The 21,724-nt window shown below is 39.4% G+C and carries 8 protein-coding genes; 2 read left to right on the top strand and 6 right to left on the bottom strand.

What is annotated here, in order from left to right:
* Window positions 1–26: 26 nt before the first annotated feature.
* Window positions 27–1,004: a class II fructose-bisphosphatase gene (gene glpX, locus ACS3UD_RS12100; RefSeq protein ID WP_308139370.1), complete on the bottom strand. Its 978-nt coding sequence runs from the start codon at window positions 1,002–1,004 to the stop codon at window positions 27–29.
* A gap of 263 nt (window positions 1,005–1,267) precedes the next feature.
* On the opposite strand from glpX, the gene ACS3UD_RS12105 reads away from it, so the two are divergent.
* Complete coding sequence (locus tag ACS3UD_RS12105; RefSeq protein WP_308139369.1) at window positions 1,268–2,704, top strand: aldehyde dehydrogenase family protein; 1,437 nt, start codon at window positions 1,268–1,270, stop codon at window positions 2,702–2,704.
* Window positions 2,705–2,829: 125 nt separating this feature from the next.
* Window positions 2,830–3,642, top strand: a complete 813-nt coding sequence (locus ACS3UD_RS12110) for a 3-keto-5-aminohexanoate cleavage protein (protein WP_308139368.1) — start codon at window positions 2,830–2,832, stop codon at window positions 3,640–3,642.
* Between the two features lie 83 nt (window positions 3,643–3,725).
* Here ACS3UD_RS12110 and ACS3UD_RS12115 read toward each other — a convergent pair whose 3' ends face one another.
* The 5 genes from ACS3UD_RS12115 to ACS3UD_RS12135 all read right to left on the bottom strand — a co-directional run bounded on the left by ACS3UD_RS12115 (window position 3,726) and on the right by ACS3UD_RS12135 (window position 21,604).
* Complete coding sequence (locus ACS3UD_RS12115; protein WP_308139367.1) at window positions 3,726–4,781, bottom strand: D-alanine--D-alanine ligase family protein; 1,056 nt, start codon at window positions 4,779–4,781, stop codon at window positions 3,726–3,728.
* Complete coding sequence (locus ACS3UD_RS12120) at window positions 4,771–6,171, bottom strand: UDP-N-acetylmuramoyl-tripeptide--D-alanyl-D-alanine ligase (protein WP_308139366.1); 1,401 nt, start codon at window positions 6,169–6,171, stop codon at window positions 4,771–4,773. Before ACS3UD_RS12120 ends, ACS3UD_RS12115 begins: the two co-directional genes overlap by 11 nt.
* A gap of 184 nt (window positions 6,172–6,355) precedes the next feature.
* Window positions 6,356–7,255 (bottom strand): S8 family peptidase, encoded by a 900-nt coding sequence (locus tag ACS3UD_RS12125; RefSeq protein ID WP_308139365.1) that lies wholly within the window; start codon window positions 7,253–7,255, stop codon window positions 6,356–6,358.
* A gap of 51 nt (window positions 7,256–7,306) precedes the next feature.
* The gene (locus tag ACS3UD_RS12130) at window positions 7,307–13,672 is read right to left on the bottom strand and encodes an S-layer homology domain-containing protein (RefSeq protein WP_308139364.1); all 6,366 of its coding nucleotides are present in this window, start codon (window positions 13,670–13,672) and stop codon (window positions 7,307–7,309) included.
* A 12-nt stretch (window positions 13,673–13,684) separates the two neighbouring features.
* Entirely contained in the window at window positions 13,685–21,604 is a 7,920-nt protein-coding gene (locus ACS3UD_RS12135; RefSeq protein WP_308139363.1) for a hypothetical protein, read from the bottom strand.
* Window positions 21,605–21,724: the final 120 nt, after the last annotated feature.

Raw genomic sequence — 21,724 nt, forward strand, 5'->3', positions numbered from 1 at the left:
TTCGATTGGCTGTTTTTATTTATTCTTTATTTAACATATGCGTAATCAGGCTTTTTATCCAATACATGAGTTGTGTCTATAAAGCGGATTGTCCCGGATTTTGAACGTGTAACTACTGATGATGTCCTTGCTCTGTTGTTCGCCATATATCTCACACCCTTCAGAAGCTCTCCGTCGGATACCCCTGTAGCTGCAAAAATAATGTCATCACCTTTAGCCAAATCTTCCATTACAAGAACTCTGCTCCAATCATCTCCAGCCATTTCTCTGCATCTTCTTTCTTCTTCCTCATTGTCAGGTCTTAAAATTCCCTGGAATTCTCCTCCGAGGCACTTAATGGCCGCCGCTGAAATCACTCCTTCAGGAGCGCCTCCCTTGCCAACAAACATATCCACCCCGGATTCACTGAAGCATGTTGCTATGGCAGCCGCAACGTCTCCGTCTCCGAACAGCTTTATCCTTGCTCCGACACTTCTTGCACCTTCTATTAAGTGCTGGTGTCTTTCTCTATCCTGCATTATTACTGTTAATTCTGTAATATCTTTCTTCAATGCTTTAGCCACATTGTAAAGATTTTTCTCGATAGAAGCAGTTATATCAATACAATTTTTTGCTTTCGGTCCAACGGCAATTTTATCCATATACATATCAGGGGCGTGGAGCAGACAGCCTTTAGGGGCAACAGCAACAACAGCCAATGCTCCTGGAAGTCCCTTTGCAACTAGCTTTGTTCCGTCAAGAGGATCAACAGCAATATCAATTTCTGGTGCTCCTTCCTCCCAAGTTCCTATCTTTTCGCCGATATATAGCATCGGCGCCTCATCAAGCTCTCCTTCTCCTATAACCACAGTACCTGAAATATCCAAAACCTGAAACATGCTTCTCATACCGTCAACTGCCGCTTGATCGGCTATTTCCTTGTTTCCCCTGCCCATATACTTGCCACATCCTAAGGCTGCAGCTTCTGTTACTCTCACTATATTCAAAGCTAATTCTCTATCCATTTTTCTCTCCCGTAAATTTTATTGTATACTTTTTATTTTAAATTAGTATATAAGTTACAATATTTCATATAAAGTTATACTATAAATAGCTCAATTTTTCCACCCAATTTAGTGTTTTTTTTAAATTGTTTCAGATAATTAATATATTTAGGATATTTTGGAGAAAAAATATTTATATAGCCTTTCTAGCAAAAGTAAATACGTTTGCAATAACAATGTAACTGTGGCATAATATTAAAAAGTGCGAAAGGAATGGTGATATAATGAAAATGTTAATAGGCGGACAACAAAAAGACTCTTTTAGCGGCAAATCCATAAACATATTTAACCCTGCAACTCAAAAGTTAATTGATACAGTTCCTGACTCATCAAAAGAAGATTTGGACCTGGCATTGAAGCATTCACTAAACGGTAAAAAAATATGGGGAGAAACGCCTCTGCATGAACGTTCAAGAATTTTATTGAAATTTATTGATAATGTAAGCGAACATGTTGATGAACTTGCTGAACTTTTATGCAAGGAGACCGGAAAACCAATAAAAGAGGCAAAGGCCGAGGTAAGCCTTGTTCCCGTTATATTCAGACGTTTTCTGGAGGGAGCAAATCATCTTTATGGAATAACCCTTCCTGACAGTCAGCCGGGAGGAGAAAATGACATAATATATACACGCAGAGAGCCTTTGGGAACTGTCGTATGCATTATTCCATTCAATTTTCCTGCTTCAACATATGCATACAAGGTTGCACCGGCTCTGACAACAGGAAATTCAGTTATTGTTAAACCACCCTCTGACAATCCCTTGACTCTTATTAAAATAACAGAACTTCTTGTAGAATGTGGCATTCCGGGAGATGTCCTGCAAATTGTAACAGGCAGCGGTTCGGTTGTTGGAAAATACCTTGTAGGAAGCACCGAAATTGATGCTGTAAGTCTTACGGGAAGCACAGCGGTAGGTATCGAAACGGCAAAGCAGGCTGCAGCAAATCTTCACCGCGTATTTCTGGAACTTGGCGGAAATGACGCAATGATTATTTATGAAGATGCTGATATGGATTTAGCTCTACAGAATGCAATAATGGCCAGAACAACAAACTCAGGGCAGATATGCATTGCAACGAAAAGATTCATTGTTCAGAACTCAATTAAGGAAGAGTTTGCTAAGCAGCTTGTTAATAGGCTAAGTAAAATAAAAATCGGAGACCCTATGGATCCTACATCTGAAATGGGGTGCCTGATTAACGAAAAAGCCGCCCTTGAAGTTAAAAAGCAAGTAGATTATACTATCAGTCAGGGTGCGAAATGCTCATGCGGAGGAAATATAATAAATAAAACATTTTTTGAGCCAACTGTACTGACAAATGTAACTCCTAACATGGATATCTCTAAAGATATGGAGGTTTTTGGGCCTGTCTTCCCTATAATAGGCTTTAATACAATGGAGGAAGCCGTTGAAATACATAATTCCTCTGTATATGGCCTTAACGGCGGCATTATGACCTGTGATACCAGCAAAGCCTTGAAAACAGCATATAGAATAGAATGTGGCAGTGTTGTACTGAATGGAACAGGAAGGTACAGACACCCGGATATTGCTTTCGGAGGATATAAGATGAGCGGTATAGGAAGAGAGGGTGTCAGCGCAACATTGGAAGAATTGACTCAGGTTAAGACAATAATTATAAAAGGAATACTCGGCTGATTCCGACAATATTAGTACATTCGCAGAGAATTTCTAATTTAATAATTATTTCAGTACCAATTGACTATATGAGGCAGATATTGTAAAATAATATAAGGCAAAGAATTATAATTATGGAGGGTATAATGGAAAAATTAATTATTACTGCATGCTTAACAGGAGCAGAAGTAACAAGAGAACAACAACCCAATCTTCCTCTTACACCGGATGAAATTGCCGAAGCAGCCTATGAATGCTATAAGGCAGGCGCATCAATGGTGCATGTCCATGCCAGAGACAAGGAAGGCAATCCGACACAGGATTATGAAGTTTATAAGGAAATAAAGGAAAAAATCGAAGCCAAATGCAACATTATATTCCAGCCTTCAACTGGTGGAGCAGTATGGCATACTCCTCAGCAAAGAATGCAGCCCATAGAACTTAAGCCTGAAATGGCAACATTGAGTATGGGAACATGCAATTTTGGTGATGATGTGTTTATGAACACAGAGGAAAACATAAGATTATTTGCAAAAAGAATGAATGAACTTGGAGTTAAGCCTGAGCTTGAATGCTTTGAAAAAGGAATGGTTGATACGGCAGTCCGCTTTGGTAAAAAAGGATTGATAAATACTCCGATGCACTTTGACTTTGTGTTGGGAGTCCCCGGAGCAATGGGTGGAGAATTGAGAGATTTGTTGTACATGATAGATTCTGTTCCTACAGGATCAACATGGACCGTTGCAGGCGTTGGGAGATACCAGCTTCCATTGAATATGGCCGCCATAATGCTTGGCGGACACGCAAGAACAGGCTTTGAAGACAATATATATTATTCAAAAGGTGTGCTGGCAAAATCAAATGCCCAACTGGTAGAAAGACTTGCACGTCTTTCAAAAGAATTCGGAAGAGAAGTAGCTACTCCGGATGAAGCAAGAGTTATACTAGGACTGCGCTAGCAGAATTATAAATAAAGGAGATTTTCAACAGTCCGCAGTTCAGTGCGGTAACCTGTTAAAAATCTCCTTTTTCATATTTTTTGTTATTGTTCCATTGCAAGTTCCACCAGTTTTACAATCAGGTCTTTATATTCTATACCTATTTTCTTAAGCATTGACGGATACCTGCTCAGGTCAGTTAAACCCGGTATCGTATTGATTTCGTTAAGATAAATTTGATTTTCCGGCGTAACAAACATATCAACTCTTGACATTCCTTTACAGCCCAGTGCAATGTACGTTTTTTCTGCAATCTGTTTAGCTTGTATTTTAAGTTCGTCGCTGATTCTTGCGGGACAATATATTTTTGAATTATGCTGACTATACTTTTCAACATAATCAAAAAAGTCATTCTTTGTTTCTATTTCATCAACTTCACCAATTATCAAATCCTCATTCCCTACTACAGCACAACCTATTTCAAATCCATCGATCATTTTTTCTATTATAAGCTTATTATCATATTCAAATGCTTCCATAACACCCTTTTCAAATTCATCATAATTCCTAACTTTGCTTATTCCAAGAGATGAGCCATTGTTTGCAGGTTTTATGAACATAGGAACAGAAAGTTTTTCATATGCCTCTTCATAAAGCTTCTTTATATTAAGTTTGCTTGAATTTACGGCCGATATATACGGCGCTGTTGCAATTCCAGCGTTTTCACAAACAATATGAGTAAATTCCTTATCCATGCACACAGCGGACGAAGTCATATTGCACCCTACAAAAGGAATTCCCGTCATTTGACAAAGTCCCTGAATTGTTCCGTCTTCGCCGTTTCTTCCGTGAAGAACTGGGAAGATGCAGTCTATCTCTATTTTTTCAAATGTATTGTTGGAATTAAGCTTTATCAGTCCTCTAAATTCATTGCCCATGCTGAGAAGTACAGGTCTTAAATCACCCTTGTGCCATGAGTCATCGTTTATTCTGTCAGAAGAACCCTCATACAAAAGCCATCGACCCTCCTGTGTTATCCCAACAAGGGTGACATCAAACATCTCGTCAGGGACATTGTTGATTATTGCAGCAGCAGAGTGCAATGAAACCGAGTATTCATCGGATTTACCTCCAAACAATATTGCTAATTTAGTTTTCATTTGTTTCCCTCCAATTCTTTAGTGTGCTTGCTATATACTCAAGTTTTAAAAATCTGGATCCCTTAACCAAAATTGAACAGTCTTCATTCAAATATTTTTTTAAGTGTTCAGAAGCTTCTTCCTTGGTATCAAACTCGACTATACTTTGTATATTAGTATTTTCTCTTGCTCCTTTTGCTATAAACTTTGCTTCACGCCCTATTGTAATGAGTTCGTCAATGTGATGTGAAACCAAATCCCTGCCAACTGTATAGTGCATGTCATGACTCATTTCTCTATATCCCAGCATGTCCCCCAGCACAGCTATTTTCTTATGAGATTCTATAAGCTCAAATATATCAAGAGCCGCTGAAATACTTACCGGGTTCGATTTGTAGCAGTCATTAAGTATTGTGCAGCTGTTTATTTTAATAATTTCATTTCTAAGCCCTGTTTTTTCTATTTTTAAAAGCCCCTGGCGTATTTCCTCAGGTGTCATTCCAAATTCTTTTGCGGCAAGTATTGCAGCCATTGAATTTAACGCTTGATGCTTTCCGAGCATATCCGCATAAAGCTCTCCAAAGCCTTCATCATTTACTTTAAATTTTATTCCATCTATGCTTTCACTGAATTCCTTCAAATATAATGTATTATTTTTATCGGTACCGAAGGTCTGCTTTCTTATGCTGTCCCTTATTTCAGTCTGTCTGACAGTGCTTTCAATCAAAGGGTCGTCTCCAAAATAAATGAACAGTCCATTATCTTTTATACCGTTCACTATTTCAAGCTTGGTTTTTGCAATTTCTTCAATAGAAGGAAAGTTATCTATATGTACAAGACCGACACTGGTTATAATGCCAACATCAGGCTGAACAAGCTTTGTTAGAAAATCTATCTCTCCCTTTCTTTCCATGCCCATTTCAATAACTGCCGCCTCACAGTCCTCATCCAAACTCAGAAGCGTATACGGAACACCTATCTCCGTATTGTAATTACCAATGGTTTTTTGAGTCTTAAATCTTTGAGACAGAATACTTGCCGTTATATCTTTTGTAGATGTCTTACCGTTACTTCCGGTAACTCCAACTATTTTCGCTTTTAATTCGTTCCTATATGCAAAAGCAAGCTCCTGTAAAGCCTTTACTGTATCATCAACCAGAATCACCGCAATATCCTCGGGAGGGTTTGGTTCGCTCTTGTTCCACAAAGCTGCCGAAGCACCATTTTTAACTGCATCATTAATGTATGTATGACCATTCACAGTCATTCCTTTAATAGGTACAAACAAATTATTTTCGCACACATTTCTCGAATCTATACTTACTCCGCATATAACTCTGTCATAATCAAAACTGCCTGTAATCTCTGCTTTTAAAATATCCGCAGCATCCTTTATTTTAAGTTTTATCATTTGAAAACCTCTTTATTGGTTTAGTTTATTAAATTAATTATATTGTAATTAGCATTTATAATCAATAAAAAATATAGATATAAAATATTCAGCTATATATTTGAAGTTTAAATGACAAACAAAAATACGATAGCTGACTGTTTATTAGTTCAAAGATATCGTATTTTCGTTAAAATTTAATATTTTATTTTTTAACCGAAAATTTTTGTAAAATTTCGATTGCACCAAAAATGTTTATTTTTCCCCACCCGTAGTCATCATCATAACCCTGTTCTCCCAAATCATAGGCTGACATAGCTATAGCCGAACGAATTTCCTCCGGTGTGCTGCCAGAATACCGAGAAAGCAGCCCTGCTATTATTCCGGCCGCACGGGCATTTGCATATGATGTTCCCGAATATTTTTTAACTTCTCCGCTGGATGACAAAGCAGCAACATCCTTGCCTTCTTCCACTGCAAACACTCCGTTTCTTTGAGAAAAATCCGCAGCAGCATTTTTCTTATCTATTGCTCCTATTCCTATCACTGTTTCATATGCGGCAGGATAGTATACCTTGTCTGGATATTTGAGATTATCATTGCCCACAGCAGCGACAATAACAGCTCCGTTTTCCTCGGCATGAGCAACGGCTTTTCTCAATACCTCACTATCCTCCGCTGTGCCTGAACTTATGCACAAGACTCTGCATCCGTAAATATCTACTGAATCAGTAATTGCTTTTGCAAGAAGCTCCGTTCCTCCGTTCACAACTACTCCGGAAGAATACCTTGACTGATATACCAAAGGAACCACTATCCCCCCCGAAGCTGTTCCCATTACAACACTGCCTTTGGCTTCAGCTCCTATGATAATGGAAACAACTCTGGTTCCGTGGCCGATTTTATCATCAGTATCATCCTCAGGAAAAACATAGTTCATGCCTTCTTCAATATGATCCTTCATATCCGCTGCATATTCAGCCATAACTCCCGTGTCTATTACGGCAATGCCTACTCCGGAACCGTCAGGCATTTCTTCCGGCGCTGCATACAAGGAGTTAATATTTAAAGCAATTGCAGCTAATATTAAAATAAAGCTTCTCATTTTTATATTCCTCTACTTGGGCACCGTCGCATACGACAGTGCCCTGGCTGACTACTGTTCATACATTTCTATAAATCTTATAATCATGGCCGCTACTTCCGCTCTCGTTGCATTGTCTGAAGGATGAAGTCCGCCGTCATTGCTGCCTTTTATAATTCCGGCGCCCACGGCCCATTTCATTGCTTCTTCAGCATATGCGGAAATTTGTTTGTAATCGCTGAATATTTCCATGCCTGCTGTTTGTTCGGTTTCTGTAATATACTTTTTATATACTGCATATCTGTACAAAAGCACTGATATTTGTTCTCTTGTTATGAGAGCATCAGGCAAGAACATATTGTTGTCTGCTCCCTTAACTATGCCTTTTTCTGCTGCCCACGTCACGTAGGACGAATAATACATACTGGAATCCACATCGGAAAATAATGTTTCAATAGTTGCGGTATCAGCATTATCAATTCTTCCAAGCACTGTAACAAACATTCCTCTGGTCATGCTAAAATCGGGAGCAAAAAGACTCTCAGACACACCTTTAAACAACCCTTTTTCTACAACAGCCTTTATGTATTCCAATGCCCAGTGATTTTTTATGTCAGTGAAAGCATCATAAGGAGTTTCTTGAAGTTGCTCTTTAGTTTTATCGGGTTCAGAATGATTACCTCCTCCTTCTGATTTTTTCTTAAACTCAGCTGTCACGGTAACATTGCCGGACGGCATTATAAATGCAGTCCCTTCTATGGTTCCGCTGTTTACAACAATACTATTTAAGACATATACCGAATCTGGCACTGCGGTTATTGTAATCAATGTTCCCGCTTTTGCAGCAGAATGAGATGCACTTATGCTTCCTCCTTTTATCGGCTGAACCACATTGATCGCATAATATGATGCATCCTTTTGACTTCCTGCACTTTGTAATCCAAACGCAGCCGCTGCAGTCATGCTGCCTTCATCGGAAACCATCAGACTTCCTTTTACCATACCTCGCGCACCCGCCGTCATTGAGAATTCTCCGTCATCAGTAACTGAAGCACCTCCGGAAGCTGCATATGCATCCCATGACAGCAAAGGTGAATTATTTAATATAATTTCACTGCCGTCTAAGGTTTCAGCTTTTAAAATAAGCTGCTTTGTTTCCTGTGATGTCAAATCTTCTCCGCCTGTCAGCGATTTATTCGTAACATCATAGCCGCCGGCATAAATCTTAAGTTTATTAATTTTGCCCAGCGCCTTGTTTATTACTGTAATACTATCCGATACGGAATTACCTGTCTCGTCAAATACTGAAATCTCAACCTCGTGAATTAATTCTGCTGCATCAAGTTTGACAGTCTGGCTGAAACTTCCGTCTTCTTTGCTTATTTCAGGTGAATATGCTGTATTATTTATTGTAATTTTTGCGCCCAGATCAGTGATACCTTTTATTTCAACACTTCCGTCCTCTTCAAAGAATCCACCGTTTAATGGAGCTTCTAGCAGCAGTCTCGGCGGAAGTGTATCCACTGCAAAACGTTTCTGCACAAGAACTCCGTCACCGGCTCGGTTGGCTCCAATGAATGCAAGTGTATGATTTCCGTCATCAAGGCCATGAAGAGAAATTTCCCAGCTGTCAGAATTATTTACAGTACCGGCCGACACAGCGTCATCCTTTTCAGCACCGTCAAGAGTCCATGTTCCGAAAACCTTCTGGTCTGACTGAACATTGAATGTTATATCACCGCTTCTGTAGGTATCAACATATACAGTATCGGATTCACCTGCACTATATGCTACAGCTATGCTTCCCGGTGCGGAAATTTCAATAACCGCAGTCTGAGGCTCTGCCAACACCACCTGGTTTGACATAATTTCTCGGGAATAATATACAAGAGGTTTATCCGGATTCGAATTATCTTCTCTGTAAGCAGATACTCCCAGTTTATAAGATTTCCCCGGTTCCAGCCCTCGTATAACTTCTTCTGTTACTGTGTTTCCGCTTTCATCCTCTGATTCGTAAGTATAGCTGTATCTCCCTCCAACCGACATCTTAGACGCATCCTTCGCATATGATATGCCTCCTGCTTCGCTGAGCACCCATTCATTATCTTGATTTTCTTCATAAATATTTACCAGATAGCCTTCAAAACTGCCCTGAGGCTCCTCAACATCCGCATCAATCTGATAATCTCCTCCATTTGACGCAGAAACAGATGCGGGTGGCAACGGAAGCTTGGTATTTGTAAAGCTAAATGTTCCGGAAGATATTGCAGTCTCACAAAGCTCTCCTTCTTTTATGCCTGTTAACTTTAAATAATATGTTCCTGTCTCAAGACTGTCAGGAATGTCAAAACTCTCCGTACCTGATGCTATTACACTCTTGTCAGTGGTCTTGTAAATAAGCGTTCCTTCAGTATCAGCGGGATTATTAACCGCCATAAAGCTTAATGATTCAAACTTTTCAAGCTGTGTCCCCGTCCACGATGCTGTTATATTGCTTCCAGAGCCCGAAACATCTGCGGAATCAATACCAGCCATGGGAAGAACATTGTAAAGAAGCAAATCAGCCGGTGCATCTGATGTGATTATTTTCCATTCCTTATCATAATCCTCCCCGTGCGTAAATGTAATATTCAAGCCGGCTTTTCCAGTTGAGGAATTGTAAGTTAAATTCGCATTTGCTCCGCTGTTTTCAGGTGCATCTGCTTCGTATTCCGAATTATATATATTTATGCCATACGGTTTTGATTCTGAATCAGTTATACTTATTTTTTCCGCAATTTCTTTTGCCTGCTCTTTTGTATCAGCATTGTAGTTTATTGACAGTATCGCATCATTTTCTCCCTGTCTCTCTCCGAGATTGAGAATGTGCTCACTTTTGTCAGCTTTTGATCTTACTCTGGCAGCTGTAGCTGAATCCATCAAAATCACAGGAAGGCCTATGTTATCAACAAGCTCTGCTTGTGCCACAAACTCAAAATTCGTTCCCACATGCATATACAGAATCCTTCCTGTTTCCGGATCGGTATATACCGGAATATCATCAACTCCCAAAAGCTCGGGGAACGATGGCTGAGGAGCTTGTTCTCCAACCCCGAAATCAAGATCTCCACCCCAGTAGTAGCATACCCCTGCATTAATTCCTATTACCTCTATTCCTCCCCATATTCTCTGAGAATTTGCTCCGAGAAAGACACTCCCAAGATGCATTCCTCCTATAAACAGTACTACATCAGGAACCTTGACAGAAGCATTTACATAAAATTCAAAGAATCCGTCGTCTTCAACTACAATATAGCCTCCTCCCGTGATTATCTCAAAAATATTTACACTTATTGAAGCCATGAAGTAAAAATCAGGATACCAATCAAATTGAAGCTGTGCATGGTTTAAAACCTTTATATCCGTATCCATTATTACTCCGTTGCTGACTTTTATTCCGATACCTCTCAAGCTCAGAGCTAAATCGGCTCTTGCAGAAAATGCCTGCATAATTGACAGCTGCGCAGACAACAGTATCTTTAGCGGCGGTACGGAATCTGCTGCAAAAATTGTATCATACAGCTTATCTATTCCGCCGCCTCCTCCCTGAAGCCATACTACTCCAAACCCGTCAATATTTACTCCCGGTTTGAACCCTTTTATAAAGAAATACAGTTTATCGGGAACCGGGTACCCGTCTTTGCCTTTAATATTTATTTCGACTTCCGCCTCAAGCTTTGTGAACTTACACTTTCCCGCAACTCCTACTTCCCAATCGCCTATTGTGTTTATGGCAAGCTTTGCCTCCATAGTCGGCATTGCCGGAGTATATCCCGGAATTTGAAGCTCAACCAGCGTATTGAATCCTATGTATTCTCCGCCAAACAGTATATCCTTAACTTTTATAGATCCCTGCCCCTCATCGGCCTTCTGGTCAAGTTTTACCTGATCCTTATGGTATTCCCAGGCGCTTCTCATATGCTCTGATGTATACGAATTATCTTCAAGAAAAGCAAGATTTATTTTATCAAATAAATCAAGCTGTACAGGAGATTTTTCCGCATTGCTGGGAATAAGAAATGAAAGATCCAGCAATGCACCAAAGCCTATTACCCTTCTTACCTCTTGTCCTTCATCCTTTATTACTCCAAGATCTCCGTAACGGAAGTCAAATATCATTCCAGCTATGGTTTGCGCCGCACCTGCCGCACTGGGCCATATAAGAGAAATGCTCTCCTTATCTGCCATAGGATCCGGACTTACAGGCCGTTTCCCATTTTTATTATACGTAATGAGCTCATAGTCTGCACCGTTCACAATAGATGTCAAAGCAGAAATGCCACCTTTCCATATTGTAGTTCTCGCCCCTGTTGTATAAAGTTCAGCATCAAAATCCACATTAATTTCCTGCTGTTCTTGTCCGTACTTATTTATTGTAACAGTAACACTTCCGTTTTCCACGTCTATGCAGTTGTTTACAGTCATTACATTCTTGCCGCTTCCGGCAGATACACCGGTATATTTAAGTACAGTGCCGTCATCGGCAACCTGATCAGTAGGGCTAAACTCACCTTTCAGTTCAATTAATACCTCGCCAATGCTTGATTTTTCTTTGTCATATGCCGATTCACTTCCAAATGTTTTAATTTCATACATTGAATCAGTATGTGATGTTCCCTTTTTTTGCACTATTGCAATTACACCGTAACCATCATTTCTATATGTTTTGTCGTCACTGACCGTAAATTTCATTGCAGGAGCAGAAATATCATTTTTCATGGTATCTGTATAATCTATAACCAGCTGATAATTTCCGGTATTCATCTTTTCTGAAAAAACCACGTCTATGGTGTTTTCCTCTGTATCAATAAGAAATTGCTCAGAAGGCACAACATAGGATATTCCGTTTGCATATTCAGGTTTTGCAATAACTTTGTATTCAGATTTATTTTCCAGCATGCTGAAGTTGCTTCCTGACATAAATAAATGCCGTGTGCCCTCGTTATATATTATTTCAGGAGAAGACCCGGTAAATTTTATTTCAGGCAGTTTTCCGTCTCCTCCGGGACAGAGTATATAGCAAATGCCCTCTCCAAGCAGATTTTCCTCCAAAAGCTGTCCGCTTCCGGTTGGATCTACCTGGGAGCTTACATTGTATACCTTAAAGTGAACCTTTCTGTATTCGGCTTCGTCACCGACAGCCGCATTGAATTTCCACGAAACACTCTTTGTTTCCTCAACTTTAAAATCACTTACTTCCTTTGTGTATGGATTGGCATAGCTCGCCTGCGTCTGAGGAACACCATCATCATCTATAGGCGTTATGCCGGTCTGGCAGTAAACAGCAACCTTAACCTTATCATATCTTACAGATGTATCAGAAATATAATTTTCAATATATGTTTGTATTGTAAAATCACCTGGATTACCTTCATCTAACTGTCCTTCATAGGTCTTTCCGTCAGAAGACAATGTCATTGACGGAGGAGACGACAAGTTTACGGCAACGGTGCTCTTATTAGAAACTTTTTCGTTGGAATACACTCCATAGTATGTTGCCACCGTTCCGGGCAGACCGCTGCTTATTGTTCCAACATTATAATACAATGCATAAGCACTGTCGGCCGTGAGATATTTCTTATTGTTTGGGTTTGTAAATGTTATTTCTTGATCCGGCTCAAAATCAAACACACTTGAAGCTAGATTATTCCAATGTGCGAATGCAATCTTTTCCGGAATACATTCCTTCTCATTTACAGATGCATTCACTGTGTATGCCAATATTGTCGGATTATTTACATCATCATAAGCAAAAAATGTTTTTTCATATAAGTTTCCGTCATTATTGGAGTACTGTGCTTCCTTCTCTACTCGTGTATAGGTATTATCAGCTCCTGACATTTCATATATGGCAAAGTCCTGATATCCCAAAGCTGTATCCATCAATATTCTTGCACTGATGTCTGCCGGATCGCCGGTAGTTTCTGCAGTATACGATATATATGCCATACCGTGATTATTGGAACCCGTATTTGCAAGCTGTATTCTCTGTGTGAACTTAAGGTCATCGATTCCCCAGACAGCAGTTATTCCGGCTGCATCCTGAGTAACCGTTACAGCACGGTCAGCCAGCCCTAGAAAGCTGTACTTTCCTCCGAATATATAATCTTTTACAACTCCATTTCTCCTCACTCTGAATGATGTGAATGAAGTGTTATCATTATCGTTGGGAAATAATAAATTTTTATTATTGTCGTCTTTGTTCAGCTTATCTCCATCTGCAGTCCGTATGTGGAATGATCCGTTTTTAGCCGAAACAGAAACCTCAAGGAATCCGTTATTCAACACATATTCATCAGGTTCCTGCAACTGTTCCGCCACAGCGCGGAGGGGCATATACCCCATCAGCATTGTGACAATTAAAACTATAGAAATTACACGTTTGAAGCTTTGTTTCATATTATCGCCTCCTTACTTCTGAATATAGACATGGGTTATATAATCTTTTCTATCCTGCGCACGTACGTAAATTGTATAAAATCCTTCGTCCGGCAGGGTAATGCTGTCTGTTTCTGCCATAACGGATTTGATTTTCATTTGCGCTGGAGTTTTTATGCCTTCCTTCCAAAATACGGTGCTCGGCTCTTTATTCGTACCGTACGCCGGCAGATTTTCTATTGTCAGTGTTATTTCTCCGGTACTTAAAACCATTGTGCCTTCATGCTCGGCTGCTTCTCCGTTTATAAGAAGGTTAAGCGAATCCTTATCGTACACTCTCAAAATTCGGTACGAAGATGATTTGTTTCCGGAGGCGTCCGATGCTTCATAAGTAACCTTGTACCTGCCAGGTTCAATAACATCAGTTATATTTATGGGCAGACCTTGAACGTCGGCTGCAAATATAGCATAATCTTCAATGGTTCCGTCTCTGTTATCACTTACTGTAACCCCGCTCTTAAGCATACTTAATATGTCCTCAGCACTGCTTCCTTCTCTTGCGGATACTACCTGAGATGCAAACAATATTGCAGGCGGCACCCTGTCAGGAAGCTGTACGTTGAGATAATTGTACACCTTGGTTCCCCTAACAGCGTCCGTTGCTTCCACTACATAGAAATCAGTATCCCCGGAAGGCGTAAACTCAAATTTTACCCATTTGTTTTTCTCAGCATTTACGGCAGTTCCACCGTTAAATTTAACTTCTCCGTTCTTGCTGAGCTTAACATAAAACTCGATATTTTCACTGCCTTTCAATTGAAGTTTCCCTGCGTTGTCAACAGCTCCGTCATCACTGTCCGTCGTATTGAAATAAACCTTCATATTTTCCTTGTCAATCTCATTTATTTTGACAGTGTACACAAAACAATTCCCGGCTTTATCTGTAAAGTGTATGTCATAAGACCCGTTTGCAGTAAATGTGTACTCAAATTCCCTGCCAAATTCTACAATGTTTCCGGAAGAATTTTCTGCCATGAACACATCCTTATCTGCTGAAAAAGTATATTTAACCCTCTGCCTGTCATTAGAAACTTCAAAGGAAGCAGAAACATTAAATTCTTCTTTATCTATACATGTAACGCTTCCAAGACTAAGCAAAGCATCCTTCCCATTATAGGAAGTAAAATACAAATCCACATCTGCATTTTCGTGATATGTAATAACTGCCCCGCTTTGAATAAAGCTTATCTCAACCTTTGCTCTTTCTATTTCTTCTTTTGTTCCTTTATAGTATGCTTTAACATCCTGAACTGTCTTGCTGAACTTAATTTGTGCCGATATATCCTTGTTGGTTGGCACTGCAGGAGGGGGATAAATTCCATCTTCAATGCCCTGTCCCTCGCCTACAGGGGTCCACTTAACAGAAACAACCTGAGGAGGTGACACATCAAGCCAGTCTACAGGTGCCTCAGTACTGTTGGCATTTCCCACCTGATCCTTATAGTAAAACACAAACTCCTCATTATCTTCATACTTGTGATAATACTTTCCCCCATATTCTCCGGCAGAAGTGTTTTTTTCAACTCCTGCTACATTGGTTACAATAATCTCCTCATCATTATCCGGCAACAGGTACCCCACAGTTGAATAGAATGTTTCCGCCACATACTCAATATTTGCGGTAGGTATTTCATTGTCAACTTTATTAAAATTCATAAGAGGCAACGATGTTGCATTACCCTGTTCATCAACAAGATATATTGTAAATTGTGCGTTTTCATCTATCATTACAGCTCTGTCGTTTACAGTTACACCGCTAATAATATCGCTTACGTCATCATATAAAGGACTAGGTGACAGTTCTTCCTTCAATATAAGCTTAACAGGGCTTGAATCGGAAATATTGAATATGAGCATGTATCCCTGTGCAGCAGGAAGGCTTTCAATCGCTTTTTCTATGCTTTCGCTGCTATTGAAACTGTCCCTTTGCTGATTCATATAATCAAGCTTAGAATAAAGCACAACATTATACTCCGGAGGCATTTCATCCAATTCCATTACAGTTACATCATAATCCAATGACACCGTTACAGACCCCTTATTTCTAGCTAAGTCCTCGTACTCGAATGTATAGCTGTCTCCAGATTTTGCACCATCGGTAAATGTATACGTAAGCGGGCCGTTAGTTCCGGTAAGCAGCTCATTACAGTTCAGACCTGCCACAACAACATCTGTAGTAAATGTTTCACCCGGCATCGGTTCTCCAGCTGTATAGTAAATATATGGAGTGACCGGTTCAATAAAACGATCTATATTGGATATTTTTATAACTCTGTCCTTCGTTTTTCCTTTATTCTCTATCGTCAATATAATACTGCCGTTATCCGTCAATGTAATTTCAGCTGATTTTCCGCCTTCTTTAATTATTCCTTCCACAGAAGTATCTCCGCTATCTTTGCTGATTGTACCTTTTAGCTCGTTTATAACCGCTGTACTGTCTTTTGGTATTTCAACCGCAACAGTAACATCATTTTGTGTAGGCTGTATCTCCGTATACTTTATATAAGCGTTAAAATCATTAAATGCTGTAATATTTACATTTTCCGTATAGTTATTTCCAAACAGATCCATATATGAAATGCTGCACGAACCATCGGAGTATACTGCTGCTGAATCAGTATCCGCAGAAAACCGCGGATTACTGTTATACGGCTCTGTAACCATCACGGGAGCTGTAAAATTCAAATTAACCTTATCATCCGGTGTAAGGAAAGCATCATTATACTTAGGCTCAATATTTGCAGGACTATAATCAAGATACGTTCCCTCTATTGGATCGCCGTAATATTCATGAAATTCATCTGTCTCATCATCATAGTAATAATCTGTTTCATAACTCTCTGATATATTACCGGCCTGATCGGAGCCGCTGAATGTTAACCTTGCACTGTATCCATCCTCTTTGCTGTCGTCATACTTAAATGCTCCCCATATTTCTACAGTCTTTGTCATATTATTATTAGAAAGAACCGAGTCTGTTTTATATATCCCCATTCTGGCATCCTCCGGGGACGTAGCCTCCCACAGCCCTACTCCGCTTTCATGAAGAGGTACTTCTACAGATACAAGCCCTGGTGTGCCTGAATTTTGATTAAGCACGGCAGAATAATCTTCATCAAAACTTAGATATAGCTTCCCATCGGTGGCATCATGATCATAATCATAAAATTCGACCTTAACGTGGAATTCATTACCGGGTGCACCGGAAATTTTTTCTGATTCAATGTGCGGAACTTCGTTATCAATCCAGTCCACCTTAAGCTTTTTAATATCCATATTACCTGCCATATCAGACACGTAGAAGTAATAATCACCATTCCACCTCAAGTTTACAGGCCCCATGTTTTCTTCCTCTTTATCTTCCGAACCATAACAATTAAATGTTCTTGCCCCATTTACGGCAACTACATTCTCGGCGCTTACTGTAACTGATGATGCCCATCCATCTTCCTTGCTGCTTTCGGTAACCATGTCAAAACTTGGTCCGTTGCTTGAAGCTGTTACGGTAATCTGCCTTAAAGGCATCATTTCTCCATTTGAAAGACAAAGCTGGTAGCATATTGTATTCACTTCATCACTTATTACAGGCAGACAGAATCTTCCGTCATCTGAATAGCTGCTTTCATTAATTTCTTCGGAACTGTTAACTATATTTAAGTTCATGCCAAAAGAATAATCTACATTCTGCCATTCAACATAATCCGGAGCATCTCCATCCAATGTGCCTGCAGCATTCCATATTTTTATACCTCCGGCATACAAGTCAGGATGCTCAGCACTATTAACAAACTTATGGTCGTTGCCATAAAAATAAACCAGTTTTCCGCCATGAGGCAAGCTTCCTTCTACCCCTACGTTCATGTAAAGTCCTCTTTCTATTTTGTAATCATCCAAGTCCGGAGAACTTCCTATAAGTATGCTGCTAGGCCCATATTCCAAATCATCGTTTGGATTGTACTCAATTGTATCGCCATATACATATCTGTCATCTTCATCAAATGCAGCAACCCTGTAATAATCCACTCCTTTATCTGCAACTGAAAACCCGTCAACAAACATTTCTGAAAAATAAAATTTTTTCACTATGTCGGAATTTAATGATTTTAAGGACACTTCAAGAGCATAAAAACCTGTACTATCCGTAATACCCTCTGGTATTACAAAAATTTGCTCATTTGCTGCAGCAATCGGTTTGGTTTTAATCAAAGGATTAAGTTCACTTATTTTTTTATAGCTGTTTCCGTCTGAAAATCTCAAGCCTCCTTCCGCTGTAGCAAAATATCCACTTTCATCCACTCCGTGTTCAGTATAATACAAAGCGACGTATGTATCATCGCTGTCAAAATCCATTTCTTTCACTCCCCAGCCCAGCACAACTGGGTTATAAATGGTGAACGGTACTCTGGCACCGTCAAGATTTTTTAAATACTTGGCAGTTCCCCCCGGAACATAATCTTCATCTCCCCACAAAAGACCTTCTGTTCCGTCAGCCTGCAAACCCTCTCCAAATTTTACCCCCATAGTCTTTGTGTTGCTGTCGACCCAATTCGGTGCCAGCGAAACGGTAAACTCCTGAACATTGATATTGCCTTCTATCCTTGTAATTGGAAATTTTACATCTACTATCTCATAACCCTGCCCTTCTATTCCCGAAGCAGTTGTAGACTCTCCATCAATATAAGTTCCGCTGTAGTAGAAGCTGTTTTCCTTATCAGGCCCGTATAGATCATAACGCTCAAGATATACTCCGTCCGCCGTATCCAGATAAAAAGCTGTGCTGTCACCACAGCCGTGCTCATTAAAATCCACATTCACAGGCAATGCTTCATTATTCGAATAATTCCATACATTTGTAAGCTGCGGCGTATATCCGTATGCAGTTACAAATGTTATATCTATTTCACCGTAATACGACAAACTTCTACCATTACATATATATGATGATATGGGGTTGAGCATTGAGCCTAAAAAATATATATCATCTTCATTAAGCTCATCGCTGTCCAGCAGGTAGGCTCCACTACCATTAACTGTTACATCAGCCTTATACCACTTAGAATATGATGAAACCACAGGTTTTTTGTCTATTGAGTCCCCATACTTCTCTATAACCCTAAGAGCGTAAAGCAAATCATTTTTTCCATTTTTATCATCCAGTAAATAATCATCCATACTGGATATTGCTGTAACAAAATATTCTTTTTCTTTTTCAGGATTTTTAATCATAATTACAGACGTTGCCGGAAGGCCATTTAAACCTGCACTGCCTCCAGAATAAGAATTTAAATCCATACCTATTTCAACAGTATCAGCCGGTATGTCCAAGCCCCTTTTTATTTCTATGTTCGGATTCGCCTTTGTGAAATCCAACGTGCATGGTATTCTCATATATTCCGACATGTTGCCATTTCTGTCCGATGCTCTGACAATAAGATCTAATTCTTTAATCTCACCTGCTCCGTACTTAGGACTTTCTATTTTTATTTTCAAAGCTTTATCTGTTGAACCACTCTCCGTCTCACCTACAAAATTTTTCCATTCAGCAGAAGGCCCTTCACCCTTATTTGTCCACTGATATTCAACATCATTTGGGTTAGTTCCTATAGAATCTTTTATTATAATAAAAGCGGACATTGTTCCTTTATTATCAACAAGATCAAAATCCTGCCTATAACCAGAAGAAATTATCTCCGGTCCAACAAGGTCAGCAGAATAATTCATTACAAAACTGTTTTTTCCCTTATTCTGTGCATAATCACCGGGCAAAACAACTATTTCAGAATCAACCATATTGTATCTTTCTTCGTCCAGCAACCTGATATGTATGTAGTTTCCGCCTTCAACCTGGTTAAACGCCATAGTCATCAGATTACCAATTTCATTACTGGTTACTCCTTTCATATACTGTTCATCAGAAGGCCTATCCGATAATGCAGATACATAGTATTCAAAAGCGTACGTCCCCCCAGAATCTTCATCAAGCCATGCAAAACTGCCTGTCATTCCGTTTGTTCCACTTGCATATTCATTGTTTGCACTTATTACATCAACATCACTTATATTTATCGGAAAATAAAATTCTTCTTTATTTTGGCTGTTATAAAATATAGGTGTGTATTTTCCTTCATACTCATTAACTGCCGCTTCTGTTTTAGGAAGCTGCGTATCCAAGTATTGCTGCTGAGATGCAGCCGGAATGTCAGAATCACTGCCGGTAATTATGTTTTGCCTGTAATCTGCTGTACCGTCAGGAAACTCAATTTTTGTTATTTTTACCGGAGAAATTTCTCCCTGAGGCACCATATTTTCAGTTATTTCTAATGGCTCAAAAATAACTTTAGAAACTTTTATTCCGTTAACTCCGTCGTCTATTTCTTTAAGAGCTGCTCCTTTTAATTTGACCGTATCTGATCCATCTTTTACATTAAGAAATGCAGTAACCTCTTGAACCCCCTCTGGTATGCTCAATTGTTCGCTAAGTTTCGCGCTAAATGTCAATACATCTCCAATTCCGGCAAAGACGGCACTTCTGTCTATATCTTCCGGCCAATCCTCGGCCTGAGAGCTTTGGCTGCTTTCTGCCGATATCCTTTCTCCGCTTATGTCAACAGACATAACCTTTGGAGCAACATTATCCAAGAAGCACTTTGTTGACATTTCACGGTTGCTTTGCTGCCAATTTACAGGATTTCCTGACATATCAGTAATCAATGACGAGGTTTTTATCAATTCCTCTACTTGTGCCAGACTGCCCTCAATTGTTACATGTGCTCCGTTTTTCCCTAAGAGCACAAGCGGAAACTTCTTTTCCCCTCCAATGCTGTTGGTCCAGTCCTGTTTGCTTGAAATTCCAGAAATATACACATTTATAGGCTTTTCAGACAGCATTTCCGGAACATCAAACTTAAATGACATTCTTTTTCCTGTAACTTCTACAAGCCTACCTTTAATTTCTTCTGTATTTACCTGAACATTATTTTCAATGCCCATAATCACAAAATTCAGCATAACATTCTCTAATGGCAGTTCATCAGAAGCAAAACGAATCAGCTCATCAAAGTAGAGGTTTACATATCCCGTTTCATTCGCTTTAAACCCGTTAGTCTCTTCCTCCCCTCCAGGTGTTCTGCTTGACGTAATTGTTGTTATCCTCGGATTAACTTTGTCTACAAGGCCTACAGATACCTTGGAAACTTTTGAACTGCCGCATTTGCAACCCAATCCTGTAAAATAAAGCTGCAAACCTAATCTGTCTCTCACCATTAATTTCCTTGTTTCATGATGATTAACAGCGCTTTCATCTGGGGCATCCCGGTCACTTGTCAGGCTAATAAAATTATACACTCCGGCATCATTTACAAGATTGATTGAAGTGTAGGCGCGATCAAGAATATTTGCATCATGTCTCCAATGATTTCTGTGCTCATCCGCCGTAAGATCTGCAGAAAAATCCATATACACATGCCCACTTGAAAAAAGGCTTCCAACACCTTCATTCCCATCAGTAGGTTCATACACATAATATGTGCCGCCATCGTAAGTTTTTTCTATCTTTTTTTGATAGTTCCAATTGTAATAAGCTTTCCAGTAATCACCGTTTTCATAATGCTTCATGCTGGTATTGTAACTTAATATGCTGCTTGCACCGGAAACATTGTTTTCCGAAGTTCTTGTAAATTTATATACAAGGTTGAAATTATCATCTGCCTTGCGCAAATAAGTTCTTCTGAACAAATCATTTTCTGAATTAACTATGTTCATAACACCAACTGCCGGTTTCTGTACATTATAATTAATCTCATCAGAATCTCCCGCAAATACTTGAATCGGAATTATGGAAATCATCATTACTAAAGCCAAAACCAAAGCAATTTTTCTTTTTTTGCTTACCATTTAAATCTCCCTCCTTATTAAACTTGAATCCCCGCATACCATATTGTAATGCCTTTAGCTCTATGTATAATTGTTTTCACATTTACACCCATCTTTTGAGCAAAAAAAACATTGTTACTA

Source organism: Sedimentibacter sp. LTW-03, assembly GCF_052059825.1.
Classification (GTDB): Bacteria; Bacillota; Clostridia; order Tissierellales; family Sedimentibacteraceae; genus Sedimentibacter.